This window comes from Rhodoferax sp. XS2R6 (genome assembly GCF_056521365.1).
In genome coordinates this window covers 640565-661859 of record NZ_JBWMAY010000002.1, presented here as the reverse complement: position 1 = coordinate 661859, position 21295 = coordinate 640565, and the positions used below count along the sequence as shown (strand labels likewise).

Sequence of the window (21295 nt, the reverse complement as noted above, 5' to 3'; positions counted from 1 at the left end):
CTTGGCCTTAGTCGGACCGCGAGACTTTCTCTCAATTGATCCATATTGAGAGACTCGCGAACTCACCGATTAGACGTTTGATATTTGCATGCCCGATTGCCATACCAACGCTGGTCAACGTAAAGCTTTTCATCGGGGAATCTTTCCACACATCAAAAACATCAGACATATATGGGCGGATAGATATTAATTTTTCCCTGATCTCTAAATCATTCATTTTTCCAAGATCGAACAGCGCCAAGATCTGGGATCGATCTTCGACGGAGACTCCGTTGGCATCCAAAAGCTTTTCAAGCCCTTCTTTGTTATTAGCTCGGACTTGCAACTTTGCTGCATCGTTTAGACAGTGAATAAAGAAGCGCGGGTCCATACCAACACTGATCGCTCGATCTGCAATTTCAGATTGATCGAAGCCCTTGAGGAATTGACCTTGATAACTCTGACCAAAAATGGCTTCTAAAGAATGCTCACCCATCGCTATCGACCCGCAGCCTGAAAACTCTAAATGCTGGTAGCCAGCTTCATTTTTTTTGAGCTTGGGAACGAACGGCAATAATTGCTTATCGAGGTAGGCGCCAAGGGTTTGGTGATTTCCAATTGAATGATTTTGCGTGTACTTAAATAAAAAAATCACAGCCAACGCCGCAAGATGTGCGTCTGTGAGTTTTGGGGCCGTTGCAAGAGACTCGTTCAAAACAATCTGGAGAATATCCCGTTGATCCTGCTTGCTTCGATCTACTAGTAGATCAACAAGCAGATCACCCAAGTCTTTGTCACCGCTACGTACATATTCTTTTTGAACTGTATTGAGTGCAAACTGAAAATCAGGGTCTTTAGCTTTTTGAAGTCCAGCAGGGAAGTCCCTCTCAAGCTTCTTTATTACCTGATCTGTAATCTCTTCCGCCCTAACACTAGCAATATCTTTTGCTACGCCTGTCAGTTCATAGAACGTCGCCTTTGCAACATCTAAGGCAATTTGCCTAGCCTCCGAAGAGGACACCCCGACATTGACGATAGTTACATTGCCATTCGCTTGAATTGCTGTAGCACCATTTCCAACATCTTGGCTTTGATCTCTATTCAGCATTTCTTGTTTTTCCTCTGGAACGAATATTACCGACACTGACGTCGCCACCCGCTTGAATACCAATACCGTTTTCTGCGACAGTCTGGCTCTGCCTCGCTTGGCGTTTTATTTTTTTCTCACTCAGCCAAACCGCAATGAATGTGGACAAAGAAGTCAATATCGCAATGGCAGGCTCATAGCCCGGTTGCGCGGTATACCAAGCAACTGAACCCATGAAAACGAGACCGGACAAAACTTTCATGATCAGCATGCGATCGCCCCCGACGTGCAACCTGATTTAGAACACAAAAAGTCCGAAAAATCTGAAAGATGATTCATAGCGCGCGCCTCCCTTGCAGCAACTAAGTCGTTTTTTCTATTTGCTTTAGCGCCAGTATATGACCGTGCGTTAACCTCTCCACCATGTCCCAAACACCCCTCCACCTAGCAACCCCACTCCTAGAATCCCGCGCCCTCAGCCTCGCTGCGCAGCGCAGCGTCTGGCTCAAGATGGAAGCGCTGCAGCCGCCTGGCAGTTTCAAGATTCGTGGCATTGGCCATGCTTGTCAGATCCATGCGCAGCGCGGGGCTAAGCGCTTCGTGTCGTCGTCTGGCGGCAATGCGGGCATGGCGGTGGCGTATGCGGGGCGGGTGCTGGACATCCCCGTGACCGTGGTGGTGCCGCAGACCACGACGGCGCGGGCCCAAGAGCTGCTGCGGCTGGAGGATGCGGATGTGATCGTGCACGGCGCATCGTGGCAAGAGGCGAATGAACTGGCGCTGTCGCTGGTGGGGCCGGACGATGCGTTTTTGCATCCGTTTGATGACCCGCTGCTGTGGACCGGCCACGCCAGCATGGTGGACGAGGTGGCCCGCGCGGGCGTGGTGCCCGATGCGGTGGTGCTGTCGGTGGGGGGTGGTGGCCTGCTGTCGGGTGTGGCCGAGGGCATGGCACGCAATGGCTGGGGGCAGGTGCCCATCATTGCGGTGGAGACGAATGGCGCCGCGTCGCTGCACGCGGCCATGCAGGCCGGGCACACGGTGGCGCTGGACAGCATCACCAGCATTGCCAGTTCACTAGGCGCCAAGCGCGTGTGCGAACAAGCACTCCAGTGGACGCAGCAGCGCCCGCTGCAGAGTGTGTTGGTGTCAGACGCCAGCGCGCTGGAGGCGTGCGAGAGATTCTTGACCGACCACCGCGTGCTGGTGGAGTCCGCCTGTGGCGCCAGCCTGGCGCTGGCCTATGAAGCCAACGCGGCGCTGGCGCCCTACCGCAACGTTTTGTTCATCGTGTGCGGTGGCGCCACCGCCACGGTGGAGCAAATCCGCCAGTGGCGGCAAGCCGCGTAGCGGAGGCTAGAGGGTTAAGGGGCAGCGTTCTTCTTGGCAATTTCATTGCCAACGTAACCACCGCCCACGGCACCGGCGATGGTGGCCAGGGTCTTGCCGTCGCCACTGCCAATCTGGCTGCCCAGCGCACCGCCCACTAGAGCACCTACACCGATACCAACGATGCTGTTCTTCTCAGCCGGAGCGGCGGGAGCCGCAGCGGGTTGCGCAGGGGCATTGGAATTGGCTGCCACTTGGGTGGAAGATTTTTGCGTAGCTGGCTTCTGGCTCGCAGCCTTCTGCACGGAAGGTTTTGCAGCAGGGGCAGACACGTCTACCGGGGCACTGATGGCAACGCCATCTGACGCCGCCTTGGCATTGGAGTTGGGAAGAATGCCCGTAATGGCAGCGGCGCCCAGCAGGCTCACCAGAACCACTGAGCCTGCAGCAACCGCAACCAGTGGGTGCAGACGCGAAAAGCGAGATTGATTGGTAGAGAGGGGGTACGAGTTCATGGATTTTCCTTACGTGGTGACTTGATAAACCACGTGGTCAGTGTGGCTGACGCACGCGGTGGCCACCAGAGGAAAAAATCCCGACTTGGCGTAGGAATGCGCCTACAAGGGACACGCTGCAGGCTTGCCGAAAGTTTGAAAAGCCCACTCCCCAAGGCACAATGTCATCCATTCAGCTCCACCCAAAACCTATGCATCCCGCCCTTCACCTTGATGAGCAAGCCCTCAAGCTGTTCTGCGAATCCCACCGGATTCGCAGCTTGGCCCTGTTTGGCTCACAAGCCAAAGGAACTGCGCGGGCAGACAGCGATGTCGATTTGCTGGTGGACTTTGAGCCCGACGGCGTGCCTGGCCTGTTGGGTATGGCAGCGTTGGAAGATGAGCTTTCGGCCTTGGTGGGCGGACGAAAAGTGGATTTACGTACGCCGCGTGATTTATCGCGTCACTTCAGGGACGAAGTGGTGCGTACCGCCCAAGTGCAATATGCGCGCTGAAGATCGCATCCGATTGCTGCACATGGTGGAGGCTGCTCAGGCCGCATTGAAGTTTGTCCATGGTAAGCAGCAAGCAGACCTGCAAACAGACCAAATGTTGCTGTTCGCGGTGGTCCGGGCGATTGAAATCTTGGGCGAAGCCGCCAACAAGGTCTCCGAGGACATTCAGTCCACCAACAGTTCCATTCCGTGGCGGGCCATTGTCGGCATGCGCAATCGCTTGGTGCATGCCTACTTTGACGTGGACACCGAGATGGTTTGGAAGACGCTTCAAAGCGAAATTCCATGGCTACTCAGTGCTCTGCAAGCGCTACTTTCAGCCGATGAGGCATAGAGACTCTGGATCATTTCGGTTGGCGACGTAGGCCCTAACCGACACGCCTTTCAAGAACTCACGTCTTTCCCGCGCAGCATGTCATAGACCATCGCGCTTTGGCCTTCCTCAAAGCCGCAACGCTCCACCCGATTTGTGGGGTTGCTCCACGTACCAAACATCAGGTCCCAGACTGGCAGGCTGTAGTTCTGCGCGTGATGCCCAATTTGGTGATGGACACGGTGCATTTCGGGGCGTTGGATGAAATAGCCCAGCCATCGCGGCGACGGCGTATCGGAATGAATATAGAGATTGAAAACGCTCACGTAAAGGATGGCCCAAGCTGCAGCGCTGGCATCAAAACCAAACCCCAGATAGGCCACGACACAAGTAATGAGAGTTGCCGCGATGGAATCGAATGGATGGGCATAGAAAGCGGTCAAGGCTTCTATGCGGCTGGGGCTGTGGTGCAACTGGTGAAACAGACGCCATAGCAGCGGGCTCTTGTGCATGGCCCTGTGCCACCAATAGGCTACGAAGCTTGCGACCAGGAACGTTAGCCCCCCAGCGATGGGAGCCGACATGGAGCCTGAGAGATTCCAGATCGAATGGCCGGCAAATGCCGCGTGCAAAAAATATCCCGCTGCAACGGCGGCTGACATCTGCAGCACGTTGATGCTGCCAGCAAGTATGAGCCATCGGTTGTCGCAATGTGCTTTAGACGCTGGAGCGATGACCTCGCGCGTGAAAATTGCGATGAACACCAAAAAGATGATTGCGTAAACGGCAGTGGTCATTGGAGTGCAACGCCAAGTTGTGAATTTGGCAGGCTGGAGTATTTGGGGAGATCCGCCAGAAAGAGACTGGCTATCGAAAGTTCACTCTGGCGTGTTGATGTCGCTATCGTCCCCAGGGGCGTTCAGCGCTTGTTGCGCCAGCTCTTCGTCCGAGAGCTCGGGAAGACTCTCCAGTTCGTTCCATTCCTCCAGAAACTCTTCCGTTGGCGTTTCGCCGTGCACCAATACGTCTTCGACCGTCTGGCGTGGCCGAGTGGCAGTCAGTTCAGCAGCCGGGGGGACATCAAGACCTGCAGTGGCGGGCGCCTGGGCATTCTTGGTCTTTCCCTCCAGGAAGGACGCAAAGTCTCCGTTGTGAGGGGTGTCTTGGTTTGTCATGGTGTTTCTCCCTTCAATGTGTTTCGGCATTCCATACGCCCAGTGCAGGCTGGGTAGATATTAAACACACGCTGAACGCTATCAAATCAATAGCTGCTCGCGCATATTCCACCGGGTCTAGAGGCCAATATGGCCAATAAATTAGCCTAGGCGGTGACTTGCACGCCCTTCCAGAACGCCACCCGGTCGCGCACCATGTCGGCCTCGGGTTTGGGGTCGGCGTAGTACCAGACGGCGTCGATATTCATCTCACCATTCACCATCAGTGAGTAGTAGCTGGCCTGGCCTTTCCAGGCGCAGCTGGTCTTGTGGTTGCTGAACTGCACGTAGTCGCGGTTCAGGGCGCTGGCAGGAAAGTAGTGGTTGCCTTCCACCAGCACGGTGTCATTGCTTTCGGCTATTACGGTACCGTTCCAAATCGCTTTCATTGCAGGCTCCAGGGTCACATTCAGGGGCTCCCATTCCACCACAGCACAGTCCATCCGGGGGCTACCCGGGCTATTCGCTTTCGCTTATCCTTTGCCCACATTTGAAAGGCCCTGCCATGCGTACCTCCCCACTCTTCATGCGTCGCCACTTGCTGGTGCTGGCTGCCGGCCTGCTGGCCAGCTGGGGCGCCCAGGCCCAAAGCCCCGTGCGCGTAGGCTCCAAGATCGACACCGAAGGCAAGCTGCTGGGCAACATCGTGGTGCTGGCGCTAGAGGCCAACGGAATCAAGACCGAAAACAAGGTCGCGCTGGGCAATACCAAGGTGGTGCGCACCGCCCTGCTGGCCGGCGAGATTGACCTCTACCCCGAGTACACCGGCAACGGTGCCTTCATGCTGGGCGACGAGGGCAACAAGGCCTGGAAGAGCCTGCGCGCGGGCTACGAACTGGCCAAGAAGATGGACATGGAAAAGAACAAGGTCGTCTGGCTGGAGCCGGCCAATGCCAACAACACCTGGGCGATTGCCGTGCGCCGCGACGTGGCCACTGCCAACAAGCTGCGCACGCTGGACGACATGGGGCGCTACATCGCCAAGGGCGGCGCGTTCAAGCTGGCGGCCTCGGCCGAATTCATGGAGCGCGCAGACGCCATGCCGGCCTTCCAGGCGGCCTATGGCTTCAAGCTGCGGGCTGACCAGACGCTGGTGCTGGCCGGTGGCGACACCGCAGCCACCATCAAGGCCGCGGCCGAAAAAACATCGGGCGTGAACGCCGCCATGGCCTATGGCACCGACGGCCCGGTGGCCGCGCTGGGCCTGGTGGTGATGGATGACCCCAAGGGTGTGCAACCCGTCTACGCGCCCGCACCGCTGGTGCGTGAAGAGGTGCTCAAGAAGTACCCCGCCATTGCCACCGTGCTAGCGCCCATCTTCAAGGCGCTGGATGGCCCCACGCTGCAGATGCTGAACGCACGCATCCAGCTGGAAGGCCAGGACCCCCGCAAGGTAGCCAGCACCTTTTTGCACAGCAAGGGCTTCCTGAAATAGCCGCCGCCGTGGCGGACACGCCCCCTCAGCGCTGTAACCCGGTGCTGGCGCTGTGTGCTGCACTGGCGCTGGCCGGCGCCTGGGGTCTGCCCTTTGTGCGCGTGGCGCCCAACCGCCTGCTCTCGGGCGAGCCTGTTTACCTGGTTGATGTGTTGCTGGGCCCCTGGGTCTGGTTAGCGATGGCGCTGCTGTCGGCATTGGCCATCGCCACTTTGCAGGCCCACCGCCGCGCCACCCAGGCGCTGGTGATAGTGGCCATGGCCGCCACACTGCCCGCCCTGTGGCTGCTGGCCGGCGCACATGCCCACCACGTGGCGCAAACCGAATCATCTTTGCACCGCACCGCGCTGGGCGCCGGCTTCTGGACGCTAATGGGCCTGGCCTGGCTGGTGACGCTGGACGCCGTGGCACGGCTGCGGCTGGCCACGCTGGCGCGCCTGGCGGTGCTGATGGCGGCCGCTCTTCCCTTGCTGGCGGTGCTGGCGACACTGGATACAGGGCAAGAGCTGTCCATTGCGCAGGAGTACGCCAACCGCAGCGATGTGTTTGGCGCCGCCGTGCTGCGCCACCTGCAGATCGTGCTGCTGGCCACCATGCCGGCCGTGGGCATCGGCGTGCCGCTGGCCTGGGCGATGGCCCGCACACCGCGACTGCGCCAGGCGCTGTTTCCCATCCTCAATGTGATCCAGACGATTCCGTCCATCGCGCTGTTTGGCCTGCTGATGGCGCCGCTGGCCTGGGCCGCCGCAAAGGCACCGGTGCTGGGGCAGATGGGCATCAGCGGCGTGGGCCTGGCACCTGCCGTGCTGGCGCTACTGCTGTATGCGCTGCTGCCCATCGTGCGCTCCACACTGGCCGGGCTGGAGCAGGTGCCGGCCGCGGCCACCACGTCTGCGCGCGCCATGGGCATGGCCCACTGGCAGGTGCTGTGGCAGGTGGAGCTGCCGCTGGCGCTGCCGGTGCTGCTGGTGGGCCTGCGCACGGCGGTGGTGCAGACCACGGGCCTGGCCGCGGTGACCGCGCTGGTGGGCGCCGGGGGCTTGGGGCAAATCATGTTTGACGGCCTGTTCAGTGCGGCCAACGAGCTGGTGATGCTGGGCGTGTTGCCCATCGTGCTGCTGGCCGTGTTGGCCGATGCCCTGTTCAAGGCGCTGGCCGCGCTGCTGGAAACCCCCACCGCATGATCACCTTTGACCACACCAGCAAGTCCTACGACGGCACACCCGCCATCACCGACCTGCAACTGACCATCGCGCGTGGCGAGCTGCTGGTGCTGATTGGCCCCTCGGGCTCGGGCAAGTCCACCGCACTCAAGATGATCAACCGCATGGTGGACCACGACGGTGGCCGCATTTTGCTGGACGGGCAAGAGATTTACAGCTTCAACGTGCGCGACCTGCGTCGGCGCATGGGTTATGCCATCCAGTCGGTGGGCCTGTTCCCGCACTGGACGGTGGCACGCAACATTGCCACCGTGCCGCAACTGCTGGGCTGGAGTGCCGAGCGCATCGAAGCGCGCGTGACCGAGCTGCTGACGCTGTTTGCCATGGAGCCCGCGCAGTACCGCCACCGCTACCCCCACCAGCTGTCGGGCGGGCAGCAGCAGCGCGTGGGCGTGGCACGCGCGCTGGCGGCTGACCCCGATGTGCTGCTGATGGACGAACCCTTTGGCGCGCTGGACCCGGTGACGCGCGCTGCCCTGCAGCTGGAACTGAAACGCGTGCACCAGGCGTCTGGCAAAACCATTGTGCTGGTCACGCACGATATTGACGAAGCCCTGCTGCTGGCCACCCGCATCGTGCTGCTGCGCCAGGGCCGGGTGGAACAGGTGGGCACGCCGCTGGAGCTGCTGGCCACACCGGCCAATGACTTTGTGGCGGACTTTCTGGGCCGCGCCGACCTTGGGCTCAAGCTGCTCTCGCTGCGGCCCATTGCGCCGCTGGTGCAGCCGCTGTCCGAGCCCGCGCCCAACGCGCAGATTGCCGACACCGCCACGGTGCGTGAAGCCCTCTCGCACATGGCGGCGCATGCCGTGTCCGCACTGCGCGTGGTGAATGCTGCAGGCGATTCGCTGGGCCAGGTACGCGCGGCGGATCTGCTGGAAGCGCAGCACCGTGGCTAAGGACTTCGTGAACACCCCGCGCCTGAAAAGTGCCTGGTGGGCCGACCGCCTGCTGTGGACCGTGGCCCTGCTGATGGCGCTGGCCTACGGCCTGCCACACAGCCAGCCCCTGTTTGCCGCACTGTTCCCTGCCCTGCCGCGCCCGGTCTACCTGCAGGAGCCGCTGGCCGCGCTGCTGTGGCAACACCTGGGCCTGGTGCTGTTGTCCAGTGCCGTGTCGGTGGTACTGGGCACTGCGGCCGGCCTGGCCGCCACGCGCCCGGCAGGCCGCGCCTTCCGCCCGCTGCTGGAAACCATCGCCGCCATGGGCCAGACCTTTCCGCCCGTGGCCGTGCTGGCCGTGGCCGTGCCTGTGGTGGGTTTTGGGGAGCTGCCGGCGCTGCTGGCGCTGGCGCTGTTTGGCCTGCTGCCGGTGTTGCAGGCCACGCTGGCCGGTGTGGAGTCGGTGCCCCAGCCCGTGCAGGAGTCCGCCCGCGCCATGGGCCTCTCGCCCTGGCAGCAGCTCTGGCAGGTGCAGGTGCCGCTGGCCCTGCCGCTGTGGCTGGCCGGCGTGCGTACCTCCGTCATCATCAACATCGGCACCGCCGCCATCGCCTCCACCGTGGGCGCCAAAACCCTGGGCTCGCCCATCATCGTGGGGCTGTCAGGCTTCAACAACGCCTACGTGTTGCAAGGCGCGGTGCTGGTCGGCCTGCTGGCCGTGGCTGCCGACATGGCGTTTGAACGCCTGGCGCGGCGGGCGCAATGGGACGTGTGACCGCACAGCCCCCATTCGCTATACATTTGATAGCTGCTTGCGCAATAACCAAAAGGGTTAGAGGCCTAAAAGACCACTAACCCGCAGGTAAACACTGTCAGCTAAAGCTGAATTCCCCCGGCGCGCGGATCGGGTCCACACCCACACTGATGGTGTCCTTGGGCAGGAACTTGCCTTCCAGCAGCAGCTTGGACAGCGGATTCTCAATACGCTGTTGGATAGCGCGCTTCAGCGGCCTCGCGCCAAACACGGGGTCGAAGCCGACCTTGGCCAGTTCGGCCACCGCCGCATCGCTCACTTGCAGCGTCAGGTCCATCTTGGCCAGGCGGCCCATCAACGTGGCCAACTGGATCTTGGCAATCGACGCGATGTTGGCGGCGTCCAACGAATGGAACACAACCGTCTCATCAATCCGGTTCAAAAACTCGGGCCGGAAGTGGTTCTTCAGCTCGCCGGTCACGGCCTCTTTCACGTCCTCGTAGTCCTGCCCCACCATGCTCTGGATCAGCTGGCTGCCAATGTTGCTGGTCATCACGATGACGGTGTTCTTAAAGTCCACGGTACGGCCCTGGCCATCGGTCAAGCGGCCATCGTCCAACACCTGCAGCAGCACGTTGAACACGTCCGGGTGGGCCTTTTCCACCTCGTCGAGCAGCAGCACGCTATAGGGCTTGCGGCGCACGGCTTCGGTCAGGTAGCCGCCCTCTTCGTAGCCCACGTAGCCGGGGGGCGCGCCAATCAGCCGCGCCACCGAATGTTTCTCCATGAACTCGCTCATGTCGATGCGCACCAGGTGCTCTTCACTGTCAAACATGAAGCCGGCCAGTGCCTTGCACAGCTCGGTCTTGCCCACGCCAGTGGGGCCCAGGAACAGGAAGGAGCCCGTGGGGCGGTTGGGATCGCTCAGGCCCGATCGTGAGCGGCGGATGGCGTTGGCAACTGCCGCAATGGCTTCGTCCTGCCCGACCACGCGGTCGTGCAACTTGTCTTCCATCTGTAGCAGCTTGTCGCGCTCACCCTGCAGCATTTTGCTGACCGGGATGCCAGTGGCGCGGCTCACCACCTCGGCAATCTCGTCGGCGCCCACCATGGTGCGTAGCAGCTGGGTGCGGCCACCGTCCTTGGCGTCCTTGGTCTTGCCGGCTTCCTGGGCCTGCGCGTCTTGCAGGCGCTTTTCCAGCTCGGGCAGCTTGCCGTACTGCAACTCGCCCGCCTTGTTGAAGTCGCCCTTGTCGGTCAGCTCCTTGATCTGGAAGCGCAGCTTCTCGACCTCTTGCATGATGGTTTTCGACCCCTGGGCCTGTGCCTTCTCAGCCTTCCACAGCTCGTCCAGGTCGGCAATCTCTTTTTGCAGCGCGGTGATCTCTTCGTTGATAAGTTCCAGGCGCTTTTGCGAGGCTTCGTCTTTCTCGCGCTTCACGGCTTCGCGCTCGATCTGCAGCTGGATCAGGCGGCGGTCTTTCTTGTCCATGACCTCGGGCTTGGAATCCAGCTCGATCTTGATCTTGCTGGCGGCCTCGTCGATCAGGTCGATGGCTTTGTCGGGCAAAAAGCGGTCGGTGATGTAGCGGTGGCTGAGCTCGGCCGCAGCCACGATGGCGGGGTCGGTGATCTGCACGCCGTGGTGGGTCTCGTAGCGCTCCTTCAGGCCGCGCAGGATGGCGATGGTGGCTTCCACCGTGGGCTCACCCACGATGATTTTCTGGAAGCGGCGCTCCAACGCGGCGTCCTTCTCGATGTACTTGCGGTACTCATCCAGCGTGGTGGCGCCCACGCAATGCAGCTCGCCACGGGCCAGCGCGGGCTTGAGCATGTTGCCGGCGTCCATGGCACCCTCGCCCTTGCCGGCGCCCACCATGGTGTGTAGCTCGTCGATGAAGACGATGGTCTGGCCTTCGTCCTTGGCCAGGTCTTTCAGCACATTCTTCAGGCGTTCTTCAAACTCGCCGCGGAACTTGGCACCGGCCAAGAGTGCGGCCATGTCCAGACTCAGCACGCGCTTGCCTTTGAGCGAATCGGGCACCGCACCGTCCACGATGCGCTGGGCCAGGCCTTCCACGATGGCAGTCTTGCCCACACCGGGTTCGCCGATCAGCACGGGGTTGTTTTTGGTACGGCGCTGCAGCACCTGGATGGCGCGGCGGATTTCGTCGTCGCGGCCAATCACTGGGTCCAGCTTGCCCAGGCGGGCGCGCTCGGTCAGGTCGATGCAGTATTTCTTCAGCGACTCGCGCTGCTCTTCGGCATCCGCGCTGTCCACGGCCTGGCCACCACGCACGGCGTCAATAGCGGCTTCCAAGCTCTTGCGAGTCAGGCCATTGGCGCGGGCCAGGTTGCCGGCGTCGCCCTTGTGGTCGGCCAGGGCCAGCAAGAACAATTCGCCGGCCACAAACTGGTCACCCCGTTTGATGGATTCTTTTTCAGCCGCCTGCAGCAGGCTCACCATGTCGCGGCCCACGGTCACCTGTTCGTGCCCCTGCACCTGGGGCAAGCGTTTGATGGCCGCTTCGGCAGAAGCCAGCAATCCGGCCACGTTGACACCGGCGCGGTTCATCAGCGCTTTGGGGCCGTCGTCCACACGGATCATGGCAGCGAGCACGTGCACCGGCTCGATGTAGGCGTTGTCGTGGGTCAAGGCCAGCGTCTGGGCTTCGCCCAGGGCTTCCTGAAACTTGGTGGTGAGTTTTTCGATGCGCATGGCGGCTCTCGTGACGATTTATGGAATGCTACCCAGCTTGGGGCCATGGTGCCCCATTTCAAGCCCGGTGGGCGTACGCCAGCGGACATTGGCACGCTGTTTGACCCACATCAAACAGCGTGCCACGCGCCCCGCAATCCTCAGCCCAGGGTCCAGTCGATCTGCACCTGGTCAGGCGTGGCCACATCAAAGCGGCGCATGCTGAAGCTGGCGCGCAGCCGCTGGCCCCCGCTGGCCAAGGGCTCCAGCTCACATTCCAGCCAGCCATCGCCGTTCCAGGCCTGCGCTGCGATGTGCGCACTGCCGCCTGCCAGCGGCACCGTCTCCTGCGCCAGCACATCGCTGGCGGCCACGTTGGCAAAACGCAGCGGTGCATGCAGTGGCGGTGTGACCAGCGCGTAGGCCTTCACCGGGCTGTGGCTGAAGGTGATGGTGGCGCTGGCCGCGCAGTGGTAGTCGCCCGAGAGGAAGACCACATTGCTGATGTGCTGCTCGGCAATGAAGTCCAGCACGCGCTGGCGATCGCCTTCGGCAAACTGCCAGTTGTCGGTGGACCGGGGCGAAGGCCGGCCAAGCCCCTGCACCAGGCCCGGTGCCAGCACCGCGCCCGTGGCGATGAACTTGGCGTGGTGGCCACGCGCCTGCTCCTGCAGCAGCCAAGCCTCCAGCACCGGCCACTGGCCGGGCTCCAGCAGGCGCCGCGCGGTACCCAGCGCGCGGTTGCGGTGCACCCGCGTGTTGAGCGAGAGAAATGCCGCTGCAGCGTGTGAAACCGCTCCGTCGTGCCCCTGCGGTCCCAGGGGTGCGGGGCCGTGGGCACGCTGAAAGGCCGCAAAGGCGCTCAGCGCATTGCGCGTGAGCACGGCGCGCTCAGTGCCCAGGCGCTCTTCGTCACGGCTCCAGTTGTCGGCAATCTCATGGTCGTCCATCGCCATGTAGAGCGGCAGGCTGCGCGCCAGCTGCCTGAAGCCGGTTGAACCAAAGGCCTCGCGGTAGCGCGGCAGCAGCGCTTCAATCGGCGAGCTGCCCGAGGCCAGACCGGCCCGCGCATCGGCATAAATCTGGTCGCCCAGCATCCACATCAGCGAGGCCGGCGCCTGCCGCTGGCGCAGGGCCAGCTGCTGCAGGGTGTGGTCACTGCGGGCCGCTTCAAACTCGGTGATGCCGGGGTGGCGGCAGGTGGCCGCCACAAAGCGCAAGCCGGCCTGCGGGGTCAGCAGCTGGCCCTGCAGGCGCAGCACGCAGTCGCGCATCCAGCGCAGGCTGCGGCGCTGGCGCGACAGCGTGCCGGGCTGCGCACGCAAGGCCACGGCGCGCTGCTCGCGCACCAGCGCGGCCAGTGGCCGCAGCAGGGCCACGGCATCGTCCAGTGTCAGGTCCAGCGGCTGGGGCTGCAGCACGCCATGGCCCACCGCATGGGGGACGGCCATAGCCGTGGGGGCCAGCTCCCAGCCTGCGGCGCCCTGACCCTGCGCCAGGGTTTGCCGGTAGTCGGCATTCGCAGCCTCGGCCGAGGGTGGCACTGCGGGCACCGGGCTGCGCCCGGCGCTGTGCGCCACGTCTTCCACGGTCACCGGAGCCCCCCACACCGTGGGCCAATGCAGTGTGTGGGCAGCACCATCGGCAGGTGCATCGGCCGCAATGCGGTGCAGGCTCACCATGGCCACGGTGATAGCGCCTTGCCAGTCAGCTGGCACCTGCAGGTCGGCCACGGCATACACAATGCTTTGGTCCGGTGAGGCGTCTTTTGCCACGCCCACCAGGCCCTCCAGCGGGCTGCTGACCAGTGGCCAGGCTTGCACGGTGCGCTGGCGCCCCACCGAGAGCAGCGTCATGGCACCTACCGCCGTGTCTGCCTGCGAGTTGTCCACCTCCATCCAGACGCGCAGCACGGTGTCTGCGCCCTCGCGGCGTACCCAGCCCGTCAGCGGGCCGGTGCGCGGCAAGCGCGCGCGCAGGCGGTTTTGCGTCATGGGCTCGGGCAAGTCTGCGGCCTGGGCTTGGTTGAAGAAGTCCACCACCTCCGAGAAGATGACCTCGGGCGCGCGTTTGCCGATGGTGCAGTCAAAGTGCGCATGCTCGGGTGCCACCAAAAAGCGGTCCAGCTTGCTGGCCAAGCGCTGCCCGCCAAAGGCGCGGCTGAACTGGCGCTGGGTTTCGTGCAGCGACTCCTGGTCGAACAACACGTTGTCGGCCCCGTGCAGCAGCATGACGGGCATGCCCAGGTAGCGGCGCACGTTTTCATCCGTCACATAGATGTTCTGGCCATCGGCGTCCACCAGGTGCTCGTACTCCACGCACTTGGCGCCGTGCAAGAACACACCCAGGTTGGTGCGGCCAAAGTACAGGTCCAGCTTCTCGTGCGTGCCGGGGCGGCCGGGTTGGCTTTCAATGAGCTGGTCGTGGCGGAACAGGCGGCTCAGGAAACCGGCCATGCGTTTGCACGAGGTGCTGTCGGGCTGGTGCACGCGCAGGTCGTGCTCGTGCGGGCAGCGCTCGGCTTCGTCGTAGTGGAAGCTGGCAAACGCCCGGTCCATGAGGGCGTGCAAGCCGTTGGCCTGGGCCGTTCCGGCAGCAAAGTTCACATACTCCAGGCCCAGCGCATTGACCATGAGCGAGGCCACTTGCAGGCGCATTTGCGCGGTAACGGAGCCAATCACATAGGGCTGGAACTGCGAGAACAGCACCGCCGCCACTTTGGGCTTACCCGCTTCGTGCATGAGGTGGCCGCCCAGCAAGGCCATGGCGGTGGACGCAGAGCCCACGCAGTGGCTGAACACACTGAGTTGCCCGGGCAACAGCTCTGGTTCGCTGCGCTCAGCCTGCAACACGGCGAGCGCATGATTGACGGCGGCCGGCAAATCGCAGGCGCCAATGTCGTCCATGCTGGAGAGCCGGGCTGAGGCGCGCAGGAAAGGGCTGACGCGGTATTCGAGCAGCCACACATCCCAGCCCTGGGCGTAAAGCATGGCGGCCAGCGCACGTTCGCCCAGCTCTTCGGCCACAAAGGGCAAGGTGTTTTGCGCAAAGCCGTTAAGCAGGATGATGGACTTGAAGCGCCGCAGGCCCTGTGCGGTGACGCTGGATTCGACCCGCGGCTGGGCATAACGCACCAGGCCGATGCGGATGGTCTCGGTCTTCGGATCAGACACATCCGCGCCGGCACGCAGGGGCACGGTGAGGCATACCGGCGCCTGCGGGAGCACCTTACCGCCACCGGCCAGGCAGATGGGCGGGTATTGGTCGGCCGTCAGCTCAAAGTCGCCCTGGTCGGGCAGCGTGGCCGGGTCGGTGGCGGGCAGGTCGGCCTTGTAGTCGGGCAGGCGGAAATCGAGCATGCGGCTGCTCACCACGTAGCGCACGATGGTGAGCGGGTAGGTGATGAAGGCGGCCAGCGCGTTGACTGTGTCGGGGCCCGGCTTCATTTGCGGCGCAATGCGGCGCACCATCTCTGGCACGTCCATGGTCAGGCGACCGGTGGCCAGCACACGCCCTCCCTTGGCCTGCATAAGCTGCACGTCGAGCTGGGTCAACTCGTCCCACACGCTGCGGCGCTGCGGGGCGGGCCAGCCGCCGTGCTGCCATTTTTTGCGCAGCCAAGCCCGCAGCTCGCCCCAGCTCAGGGCTGGCTGGATCAGCTTTTCTCCTTGCAGGTACCAGTTGCGCTCGCCGTCGCTCAGCGTGAGGCGGTAGTCAAAGGTACGTGCAGCGCTGGCGTGCCACAGTAGCTTGGCGCCGTCCCAGATCAGATCGGTCAGCTTTTGTTTCTCTTTGCCTTCTTCCTTGGGGCGCTTGCTGTCGGGGTACCAGCGCGCAATTCCGTAGGTCAAGCCCGCCCGGGCCATGCGACTGACACGTGTGGAAAATCCCTCGGGCGCCGCACGGAACAGCTGCACGGTGCCACCGGTGACCTGCAGCACGGTGGACGGACCTTGGGCAGCATCAATGACCAGGCGCGAGGCAGTCAGGCTGCGCGCAGTGGCAGTGCCTGGCAGCGCCTGCAGGCTGTGGCTGGGGTCTTGCCACAGGCGGGTCCAGTCGGCCACGTCCATCTCTAGAAACAGCGCAGCAGCAGGTGCAACTGGCCCGGCAGGCCACCAGGCTGGCAACACCACGTCAGGCTCGGGCTGCAAGGGGCCGCGCAACACCTCGGCCAACACAGCACCATGGGGTGCATCGGGCGCGGCTTTCACCATGGGGGCGACGGGCGGGTATGGGGGCAAGGTGCGTGCGTGCGACGTGCGGGCCGGTTCGTCCTGCAACAGCAGGCGGCAGGTGCGCTCGGCCAGTGCGGTGATGGTGAGCAAGGGGTTCACCCCCAATGAGGTGGGGATGACGGAGCCATCCACCACCACCAGGCCGGTGTGCACACTCCCATCGGGCAGGAAGACCTGGCCCTGGTGGTTGACCACGCCCAGTGCGGGCGAGGCGGCCATACGGCAGCCGCCCAAGGGGTGCACCGTGATCCAGCTGGTGTCGGCCTTGGGGCCGCTGAGCACGCTGGCAATCTTGTCGGGGAGCACACCGCTCCCCGGGTTAGGCAAAAATTCTGCGCCCACGCCCTCCACACTGGCGGCACGGCTGCGGTGCAGCACGGGCGCGGGGTCCACCGCGCCACTGCCCCAGGACCAGGCAATACGCGACTGCCGTTTGGCCAGCTGGGCCTGCCCCGCCGAGCTGTCGTGCCCCATGCCCAGCATGACCAGGCTGCGGGCCGTGCGCCGTGGGTCGGCCACCAGCGGGTCTTGTCCACCTGTCTGGCGCAAGCCAAAGCGCGCCAGCTGGGGCAGCACGCCCAGCGTGGCCAGGGCCTCACCCACAATGGGCGCGAGCATGCCGGGAATGCCACCGTCTTCGGTGACGGTGCTCTGGGTATGGTCTAACTGGTCATGAAAGCGGATCACCGCACTGATGGTGGGCCCCACCTTGTCGGTGGCGGCGCGCACGGTGCCACTGCCCTCCCCCAGCGCGTTGGCCGTGTCTGCCATGTCATAGGCCGCGCTCAAGTCATCGCCGTTGGCAGAGATGCCCTTGCCCAGCCAGCTGTGGGCCACGGGCAGACCGTGCTCGCGCGAGCGCAGCAGGATTTCACTGGAACCAAAGGTGCCGGCGCTGAGCACCACGCGGCCGGTGCGCAACACAAATTCGTAGGCGCCGTTGAGCGCGCCTTCGGGCGCCTCGAAAGATTGCTCCCAGGTGCCGCGCTCGGTGGTGCGCACGCAGTGCACCACCCAGTCACGGCCGGGGTGGGCCATATCGGGGCTGTGCGACACATAGAGCACGCTGACCCCGGTGAACAGTTGGGCACCGGCTTGTGCGGCACGTGGCAGGTAGGTTTTATCCAGGCTGAGCTTGGCATTGTGGTTACAGCCCGAGCAGCAGTCGCCACAACCCACGCAGGCATCGCGCGGGCCCAGCCCTAGCGGGGCATTGGCCCGGAATTCGATAGCCAGGGGCACGTCTTCGGTACTGACCTTCAGACGGGTGCTGCCAAAACGGTCGGCTGCCGCCTGGCCAATTTCTTGCATGCGCTGGTACTTGGCGGTGTGCTGCGGCACGCAGGCCGGTGAGGCACGCTGTGCCTGGGGCGACTGGATCTCCAGCACCTGTGTGGCCAGCGCGTAGTCGGCATCCAGCGAGGCCTCGCGCACTGCGGCTGGCCAGGCGTCCTGCTGAAACACGCGCGGGTCGGGGCGCAAGGCCACGGCCGCATTGATCAGGCTACCACCGCCCAGGCCATTGCCCACCAGCGCACTGGCACGGGTGCCCACGCGAAAGTCGAACAGCGCGTCTTCGTAGCCAATGGCCGCGGGGCCCTGCCCACGTTCCAGATTGCCGCCCACCTCGGCGCGCACAAAGCCACCAAACTGGCCAAAATCAGTAGGGAACTCACCGGCCAGGTATTCTGCGCCGCGCTCCAGCACGGCCACGCTCTGGCCATGCTCGGCAAAGCGCAAGGCGGCCACCGAGCCGCCGTAACCCGAACCCACCACCAGCACCTCGGGCGCGTAGCCTTCTTGTGTGTTGGTGATCAGTTGCTCCACACCGTGTGACAGCCAGTGCATAGCGAATCCTCCCTGGAAATTTAATCGTTAGTTCATCGTAAAAAAGGCAGCTGCGTCTCACACCAGCGCTCGAACTCCGGCACCGGCATGGGCCGCGCAGCGTACCAGCCTTGCGCGTAGTCGCAGCCAATGGCGCACAGCAAGGCCCATTCCTCGGCATCTTCGGGGCCTTCAGCCACCACGCTGAGCCCCAGGCGGTGGCCCATGGCGATGGTGGACTCCAGCAGGGCCGCACCGTCGCTGCCATGGCGCACATTGCGCACAAAGGCACGGTCGATCTTGAGCTCGGCCACCGGCATTTTTTGCAAATACGCGAGCGAGGAGTAGCCGGTGCCGAAGTCGTCAATCGACAGGCTGAAGCCGCTGGTGCGCAAGGCGTTCATCACCTCCAGCGCGGAGGCTGGGTCCTGCATGGCGCCGCTCTCCGTAATTTCAAGCCGGATGTCAGCAGGGTCTACGCCTACCTGCTGCGCCAGCAGTGCCGTGCGCGCCGCAAAGCCCGCCTCGCCCAGGTCGAAGGTAGAGAGATTGACCGAAATCTGCAGCGGGCGGCCCTGGGCACGGTAGCTGGCAGCCAGGCGCATGGCCTGCTCCAGCACCCAGCGGGTGATGAGGGTGATGCGGCCGGTCTTTTCGGCAAAGGGCACAAAGTCGCCCGGTGGAATCATGCCGCGGCGCGGGTGCTCCCAGCGTACCAAGGCTTCGGCGCTGCTGACGGTGCCGTCGCTCAGGCGCACCTTGGGCTGCAGGTACATACGCAACTCGCCCTGCTCCACCGCGCGCTTGAGCTCGGAGAGCAGGTCCAGGTCGGCGCGCTGACTGGTTTCCATTTCCTGCTGGTACTGCAGCCAGTTGCGGTGCTGCGCACGGCCCGCGTCCAGGGCAATTTCGGCATTGCGCAGCAGCTGGGCCATGGAGGCCTTGTCGGGTGGCGGCAGGGCCACGCCCACGGCGAGCGTGATGTCCACCGCCTGGCCCTCGATCTCCGCAGGGCTGTTGAATGCGTAGTCCACCTCTTCGCGCATGGCTGCCAGACTGATGTCACTAGGGAACACCAGACAGAACTGGTCCGCATGCATGCGCCCCACACAGGCCGTGGCATGCACCTGGCATACGGCCTGCAAGCGGCGCCCGGTTTCCTTGAGTATCTGGTCGCCCAAGATGGGTCCCAGGGTTTCGTTGATGGCGTGGAAGCGCTCCACATTGAGCATCAGGGCGGCCGGCACGTCCCCTTCGTCGATGCGCAACTGGCCGTACTGGCGCGCGCCCTCACGGTTCAGCAGTCCGGTGAGTGCATCAAAGCGGGCCATGCGCGAGGTCTCGCGCTGCAAGCGCAAGGTGCGGTCGGCAATGCCGTAACAAAACGCGACAGGCAGCAACAAGGTACGCGCAAAATCAAACGTGGAGCCCAGCGCCACAGCCGAAGGCATGGGCTCGCGCAGCACCACGTTGTAGAGCAAAAAAGCGGACCAGTAAATCGCAATGGGGGTGAGCCCCAGCAGCAGAATTCCGCAGCCACGCTCTCCCCCGCGCCAGCCGCGCCAGTTGCCCGTGAGCAGCACCAAAAAGTGCAGCGGCACCAGTGCGTAAATCAGCACATTGGCCAGGCTGGGCCAGAGGTAGTGCAAGGGGATCATGCTGGCAAACAACGTTGCAACGCCGTAGGCCACCTTGGTGGTGCGCGGGCTGTGCCTGGCAAACCGCCCAAAACGCACGCTCAACAAAACGGAGAGTACGCCCACCAGGTAGTTAAAAATCCAGGCATTCAGCCAGAGCGGAGAGCTCGCGTCGAGCACAAAAGGCAGCCCGCTTTTGGTGAAGATGGTGAGCGACTGCACTCCCGCATAGAGCGCATAAATGGCGTAATTGGCCTCCCGCAGGGTGATGCTGAAAAACAGCGCAACCAGCGCCGTGGTGAACAGGAAGACCGCACCGCTGTGGTTGAGCAGGTCTGTGCCGTGCTCGTCGCGCAGGCTCTCCTCGGGCACCACTGCTTCTACCAACAGGGTGCGCGCCAAGCCTGGGTAGGCCAATGCGCCCAGGGCGGGTTCAAAGCGGGCATAGAGCGGAAATACAGCCGCCGCGTCGGGGGTGAAAATGGCCCGCAGGCCAGTGACCAGGGCCCCGCTGCTTTGGCCCAGGCGCAGCGCCTGCCCCAACGGCTTGCCCTGCGCATCGAACAGCGCAATGTTGACACGCTGCACATTCAGGTCGGCAAAGGACAACCAGGGCCGGGTTTCCAGCGCCTGGCCGGCTGGCAGGCTGGCAATCCGGACCCAGCAGGCACCGCCCTCGGGGTCCACGGGTGCTTTCCCCTCGGGTGCCGCGATCCAAGCGCTTGCGGGCTGGGCGATGGTCTGTTGGACCGACTGCAGACCGCAGTGGTAGTCCACCGGCAGGGGCGCAGCCAACGCCCAGGCACTCCACAGCGTGACCACCACTCCCCCTCCTAGCCGCAGTGCGAGTCGCCGGAAATCCATTTCTACCCTTGTGTATTGAGGTAAGGCGAAGACTGAGCTGGGCAACTTCCCACAGCATCAACCCGCAAATGATTGTAGAGGGATCAGGCCCAAAACGCCTGTTTTCAGGGCCTGCGTGCTACGCTTTTTAACGCAGGGGGCTCAGGCGTTGCGCGCCTCTATGCCCCAGCGGGCCAGGGCAGCGTCATCACTCACGCGCGCGTCCACCCAATGCGCCCCCTCCGCGGTCTGCTCCTTCTTCCAAAACGGCGCCTGGGTCTTGAGGTAGTCCATCAAAAACTCGCAGGCCTGAAAGCTCTGGCCACGGTGGGCCGAAGTCACCACTACCAGCACCACCCCATCGGTGGGCCGCAGCACCCCCACACGGTGCACCACACGGGCGCCCAGAATGTCAAAACGCGCAAAGGCCGCGTCCACCATGGCCTCGATGGACTTCTCGGTCATGCCGGGGTAGTGCTCCAGCTCCATGGTTTGCACCGAGCCCGCGGCGCCGGGACTATTACGGTCACGCACCGTGCCCACAAAGCTGCACACCGCCCCCACGCGCGGGTCGCCCGCCTGCAGGGCGGCAATCTCCTGCGCCACATCAAATGGCTGTGGCTGAATGCGGACACGGGGGGAAGAAATGGCGTCAGAGGGCATGGCCGAATTGTGGCACCGTGCTAGCATGGTGCCCATGTTCGCATTTACCGCACTCCTCACCATGGCCACGCTGGCCCTGGTCGGCGCACGTGTGGTGGCTGCCAGCAAATCCAAAAAACCCAAGCTCATTTGACCGGAGCTGCGGTTCCGTCCTCAGATGAGCGA

17 protein-coding genes are annotated in these 21295 nt (G+C 63.3%); 7 read left to right on the top strand and 10 right to left on the bottom strand.

Translation table 11 applies throughout. The features are described 5' to 3' along the window. Positions 1–31: 31 nt before the first annotated feature. Together AC097A_RS09620 and AC097A_RS09615 are read right to left on the bottom strand one after the other, a co-directional pair. Positions 32–1087, bottom strand: coding sequence for an LPO_1073/Vpar_1526 family protein (locus AC097A_RS09620; protein WP_479620653.1), 1056 nt, complete (start codon positions 1085–1087; stop codon positions 32–34). Further along, positions 1077–1337 carry a hypothetical protein gene (locus AC097A_RS09615; protein WP_479620652.1) on the bottom strand — a complete coding sequence of 87 codons (261 nt, stop codon included), beginning with the start codon at positions 1335–1337 and terminating at the stop codon, positions 1077–1079. The genes AC097A_RS09620 and AC097A_RS09615 overlap by 11 nt, the downstream gene beginning before the upstream one ends. Before the next feature lie 152 nt (positions 1338–1489). On the opposite strand from AC097A_RS09615, the gene AC097A_RS09610 reads away from it, so the two are divergent. Then, positions 1490–2416 (top strand): pyridoxal-phosphate dependent enzyme, encoded by a 927-nt coding sequence (locus AC097A_RS09610; protein ID WP_479620651.1) that lies wholly within the window; start codon positions 1490–1492, stop codon positions 2414–2416. Positions 2417–2430: 14 nt separating this feature from the next. Here the strand turns inward: AC097A_RS09610 and AC097A_RS09605 are convergent, their stop codons facing one another. Next, the gene (locus tag AC097A_RS09605) at positions 2431–2910 is read right to left on the bottom strand and encodes a glycine zipper 2TM domain-containing protein (RefSeq protein ID WP_479620650.1); all 480 of its coding nucleotides are present in this window, start codon (positions 2908–2910) and stop codon (positions 2431–2433) included. A gap of 191 nt (positions 2911–3101) precedes the next feature. Between AC097A_RS09605 and AC097A_RS09600 the strand changes: the two genes are divergently transcribed. Together AC097A_RS09600 and AC097A_RS09595 are read left to right on the top strand one after the other, a co-directional pair. Further along, positions 3102–3404: a nucleotidyltransferase family protein gene (locus AC097A_RS09600; RefSeq protein WP_479620649.1), complete on the top strand. Its 303-nt coding sequence runs from the start codon at positions 3102–3104 to the stop codon at positions 3402–3404. Next, positions 3394–3738, top strand: coding sequence for a HepT-like ribonuclease domain-containing protein (locus AC097A_RS09595; RefSeq protein WP_479620648.1), 345 nt, complete (start codon positions 3394–3396; stop codon positions 3736–3738). Before AC097A_RS09600 ends, AC097A_RS09595 begins: the two co-directional genes overlap by 11 nt. Before the next feature lie 50 nt (positions 3739–3788). Here the strand turns inward: AC097A_RS09595 and AC097A_RS09590 are convergent, their stop codons facing one another. From AC097A_RS09590 to AC097A_RS09580, 3 genes are all read right to left on the bottom strand, one after another. Continuing rightward, positions 3789–4514, bottom strand: a complete 726-nt coding sequence (locus AC097A_RS09590) for a sterol desaturase family protein (protein WP_479620647.1) — start codon at positions 4512–4514, stop codon at positions 3789–3791. Between the two features lie 81 nt (positions 4515–4595). After that, entirely contained in the window at positions 4596–4892 is a 297-nt protein-coding gene (locus AC097A_RS09585) for a hypothetical protein (RefSeq protein ID WP_479620646.1), read from the bottom strand. Between the two features lie 146 nt (positions 4893–5038). Then, entirely contained in the window at positions 5039–5320 is a 282-nt protein-coding gene (locus AC097A_RS09580) for a DUF427 domain-containing protein (protein ID WP_479620645.1), read from the bottom strand. A 116-nt stretch (positions 5321–5436) separates the two neighbouring features. Here AC097A_RS09580 and osmF point away from each other — a divergent pair, with 116 nt between their 5' ends. The 4 genes from osmF to AC097A_RS09560 are packed head-to-tail and all read left to right on the top strand — an operon-like array spanning position 5437 to position 9245. Further along, the gene (osmF, locus tag AC097A_RS09575; RefSeq protein ID WP_479620644.1) at positions 5437–6366 is read left to right on the top strand and encodes a glycine betaine ABC transporter substrate-binding protein OsmF; all 930 of its coding nucleotides are present in this window, start codon (positions 5437–5439) and stop codon (positions 6364–6366) included. 8 nt (positions 6367–6374) lie between these two features. Next, positions 6375–7550: an ABC transporter permease gene (locus AC097A_RS09570; RefSeq protein WP_479620643.1), complete on the top strand. Its 1176-nt coding sequence runs from the start codon at positions 6375–6377 to the stop codon at positions 7548–7550. Beyond that, on the top strand, positions 7547–8488 hold the full coding sequence (locus AC097A_RS09565) for an ABC transporter ATP-binding protein (RefSeq protein WP_479620642.1): 942 nt from the start codon (positions 7547–7549) through the stop codon (positions 8486–8488). The genes AC097A_RS09570 and AC097A_RS09565 overlap by 4 nt, the downstream gene beginning before the upstream one ends. Next, positions 8481–9245 (top strand): ABC transporter permease, encoded by a 765-nt coding sequence (locus tag AC097A_RS09560; RefSeq protein ID WP_479620641.1) that lies wholly within the window; start codon positions 8481–8483, stop codon positions 9243–9245. The genes AC097A_RS09565 and AC097A_RS09560 overlap by 8 nt, the downstream gene beginning before the upstream one ends. A 97-nt stretch (positions 9246–9342) precedes the next feature. Here AC097A_RS09560 and clpB read toward each other — a convergent pair whose 3' ends face one another. The 4 genes from clpB to AC097A_RS09540 all read right to left on the bottom strand — a co-directional run bounded on the left by clpB (position 9343) and on the right by AC097A_RS09540 (position 21115). Further along, positions 9343–11943 carry an ATP-dependent chaperone ClpB gene (clpB, locus tag AC097A_RS09555; RefSeq protein WP_479620640.1) on the bottom strand — a complete coding sequence of 867 codons (2601 nt, stop codon included), beginning with the start codon at positions 11941–11943 and terminating at the stop codon, positions 9343–9345. 140 nt (positions 11944–12083) lie between these two features. Continuing rightward, the gene (locus AC097A_RS09550; RefSeq protein WP_479620639.1) at positions 12084–18008 is read right to left on the bottom strand and encodes an alkaline phosphatase D family protein; all 5925 of its coding nucleotides are present in this window, start codon (positions 18006–18008) and stop codon (positions 12084–12086) included. A 32-nt stretch (positions 18009–18040) separates the two neighbouring features. Further along, positions 18041–20446 (bottom strand): putative bifunctional diguanylate cyclase/phosphodiesterase, encoded by a 2406-nt coding sequence (locus AC097A_RS09545; protein WP_479620638.1) that lies wholly within the window; start codon positions 20444–20446, stop codon positions 18041–18043. Positions 20447–20629: 183 nt separating this feature from the next. Beyond that, entirely contained in the window at positions 20630–21115 is a 486-nt protein-coding gene (locus AC097A_RS09540) for a molybdenum cofactor biosynthesis protein MoaE (RefSeq protein ID WP_315479454.1), read from the bottom strand. Between the last annotated feature and the right edge of the window lie 180 nt (positions 21116–21295).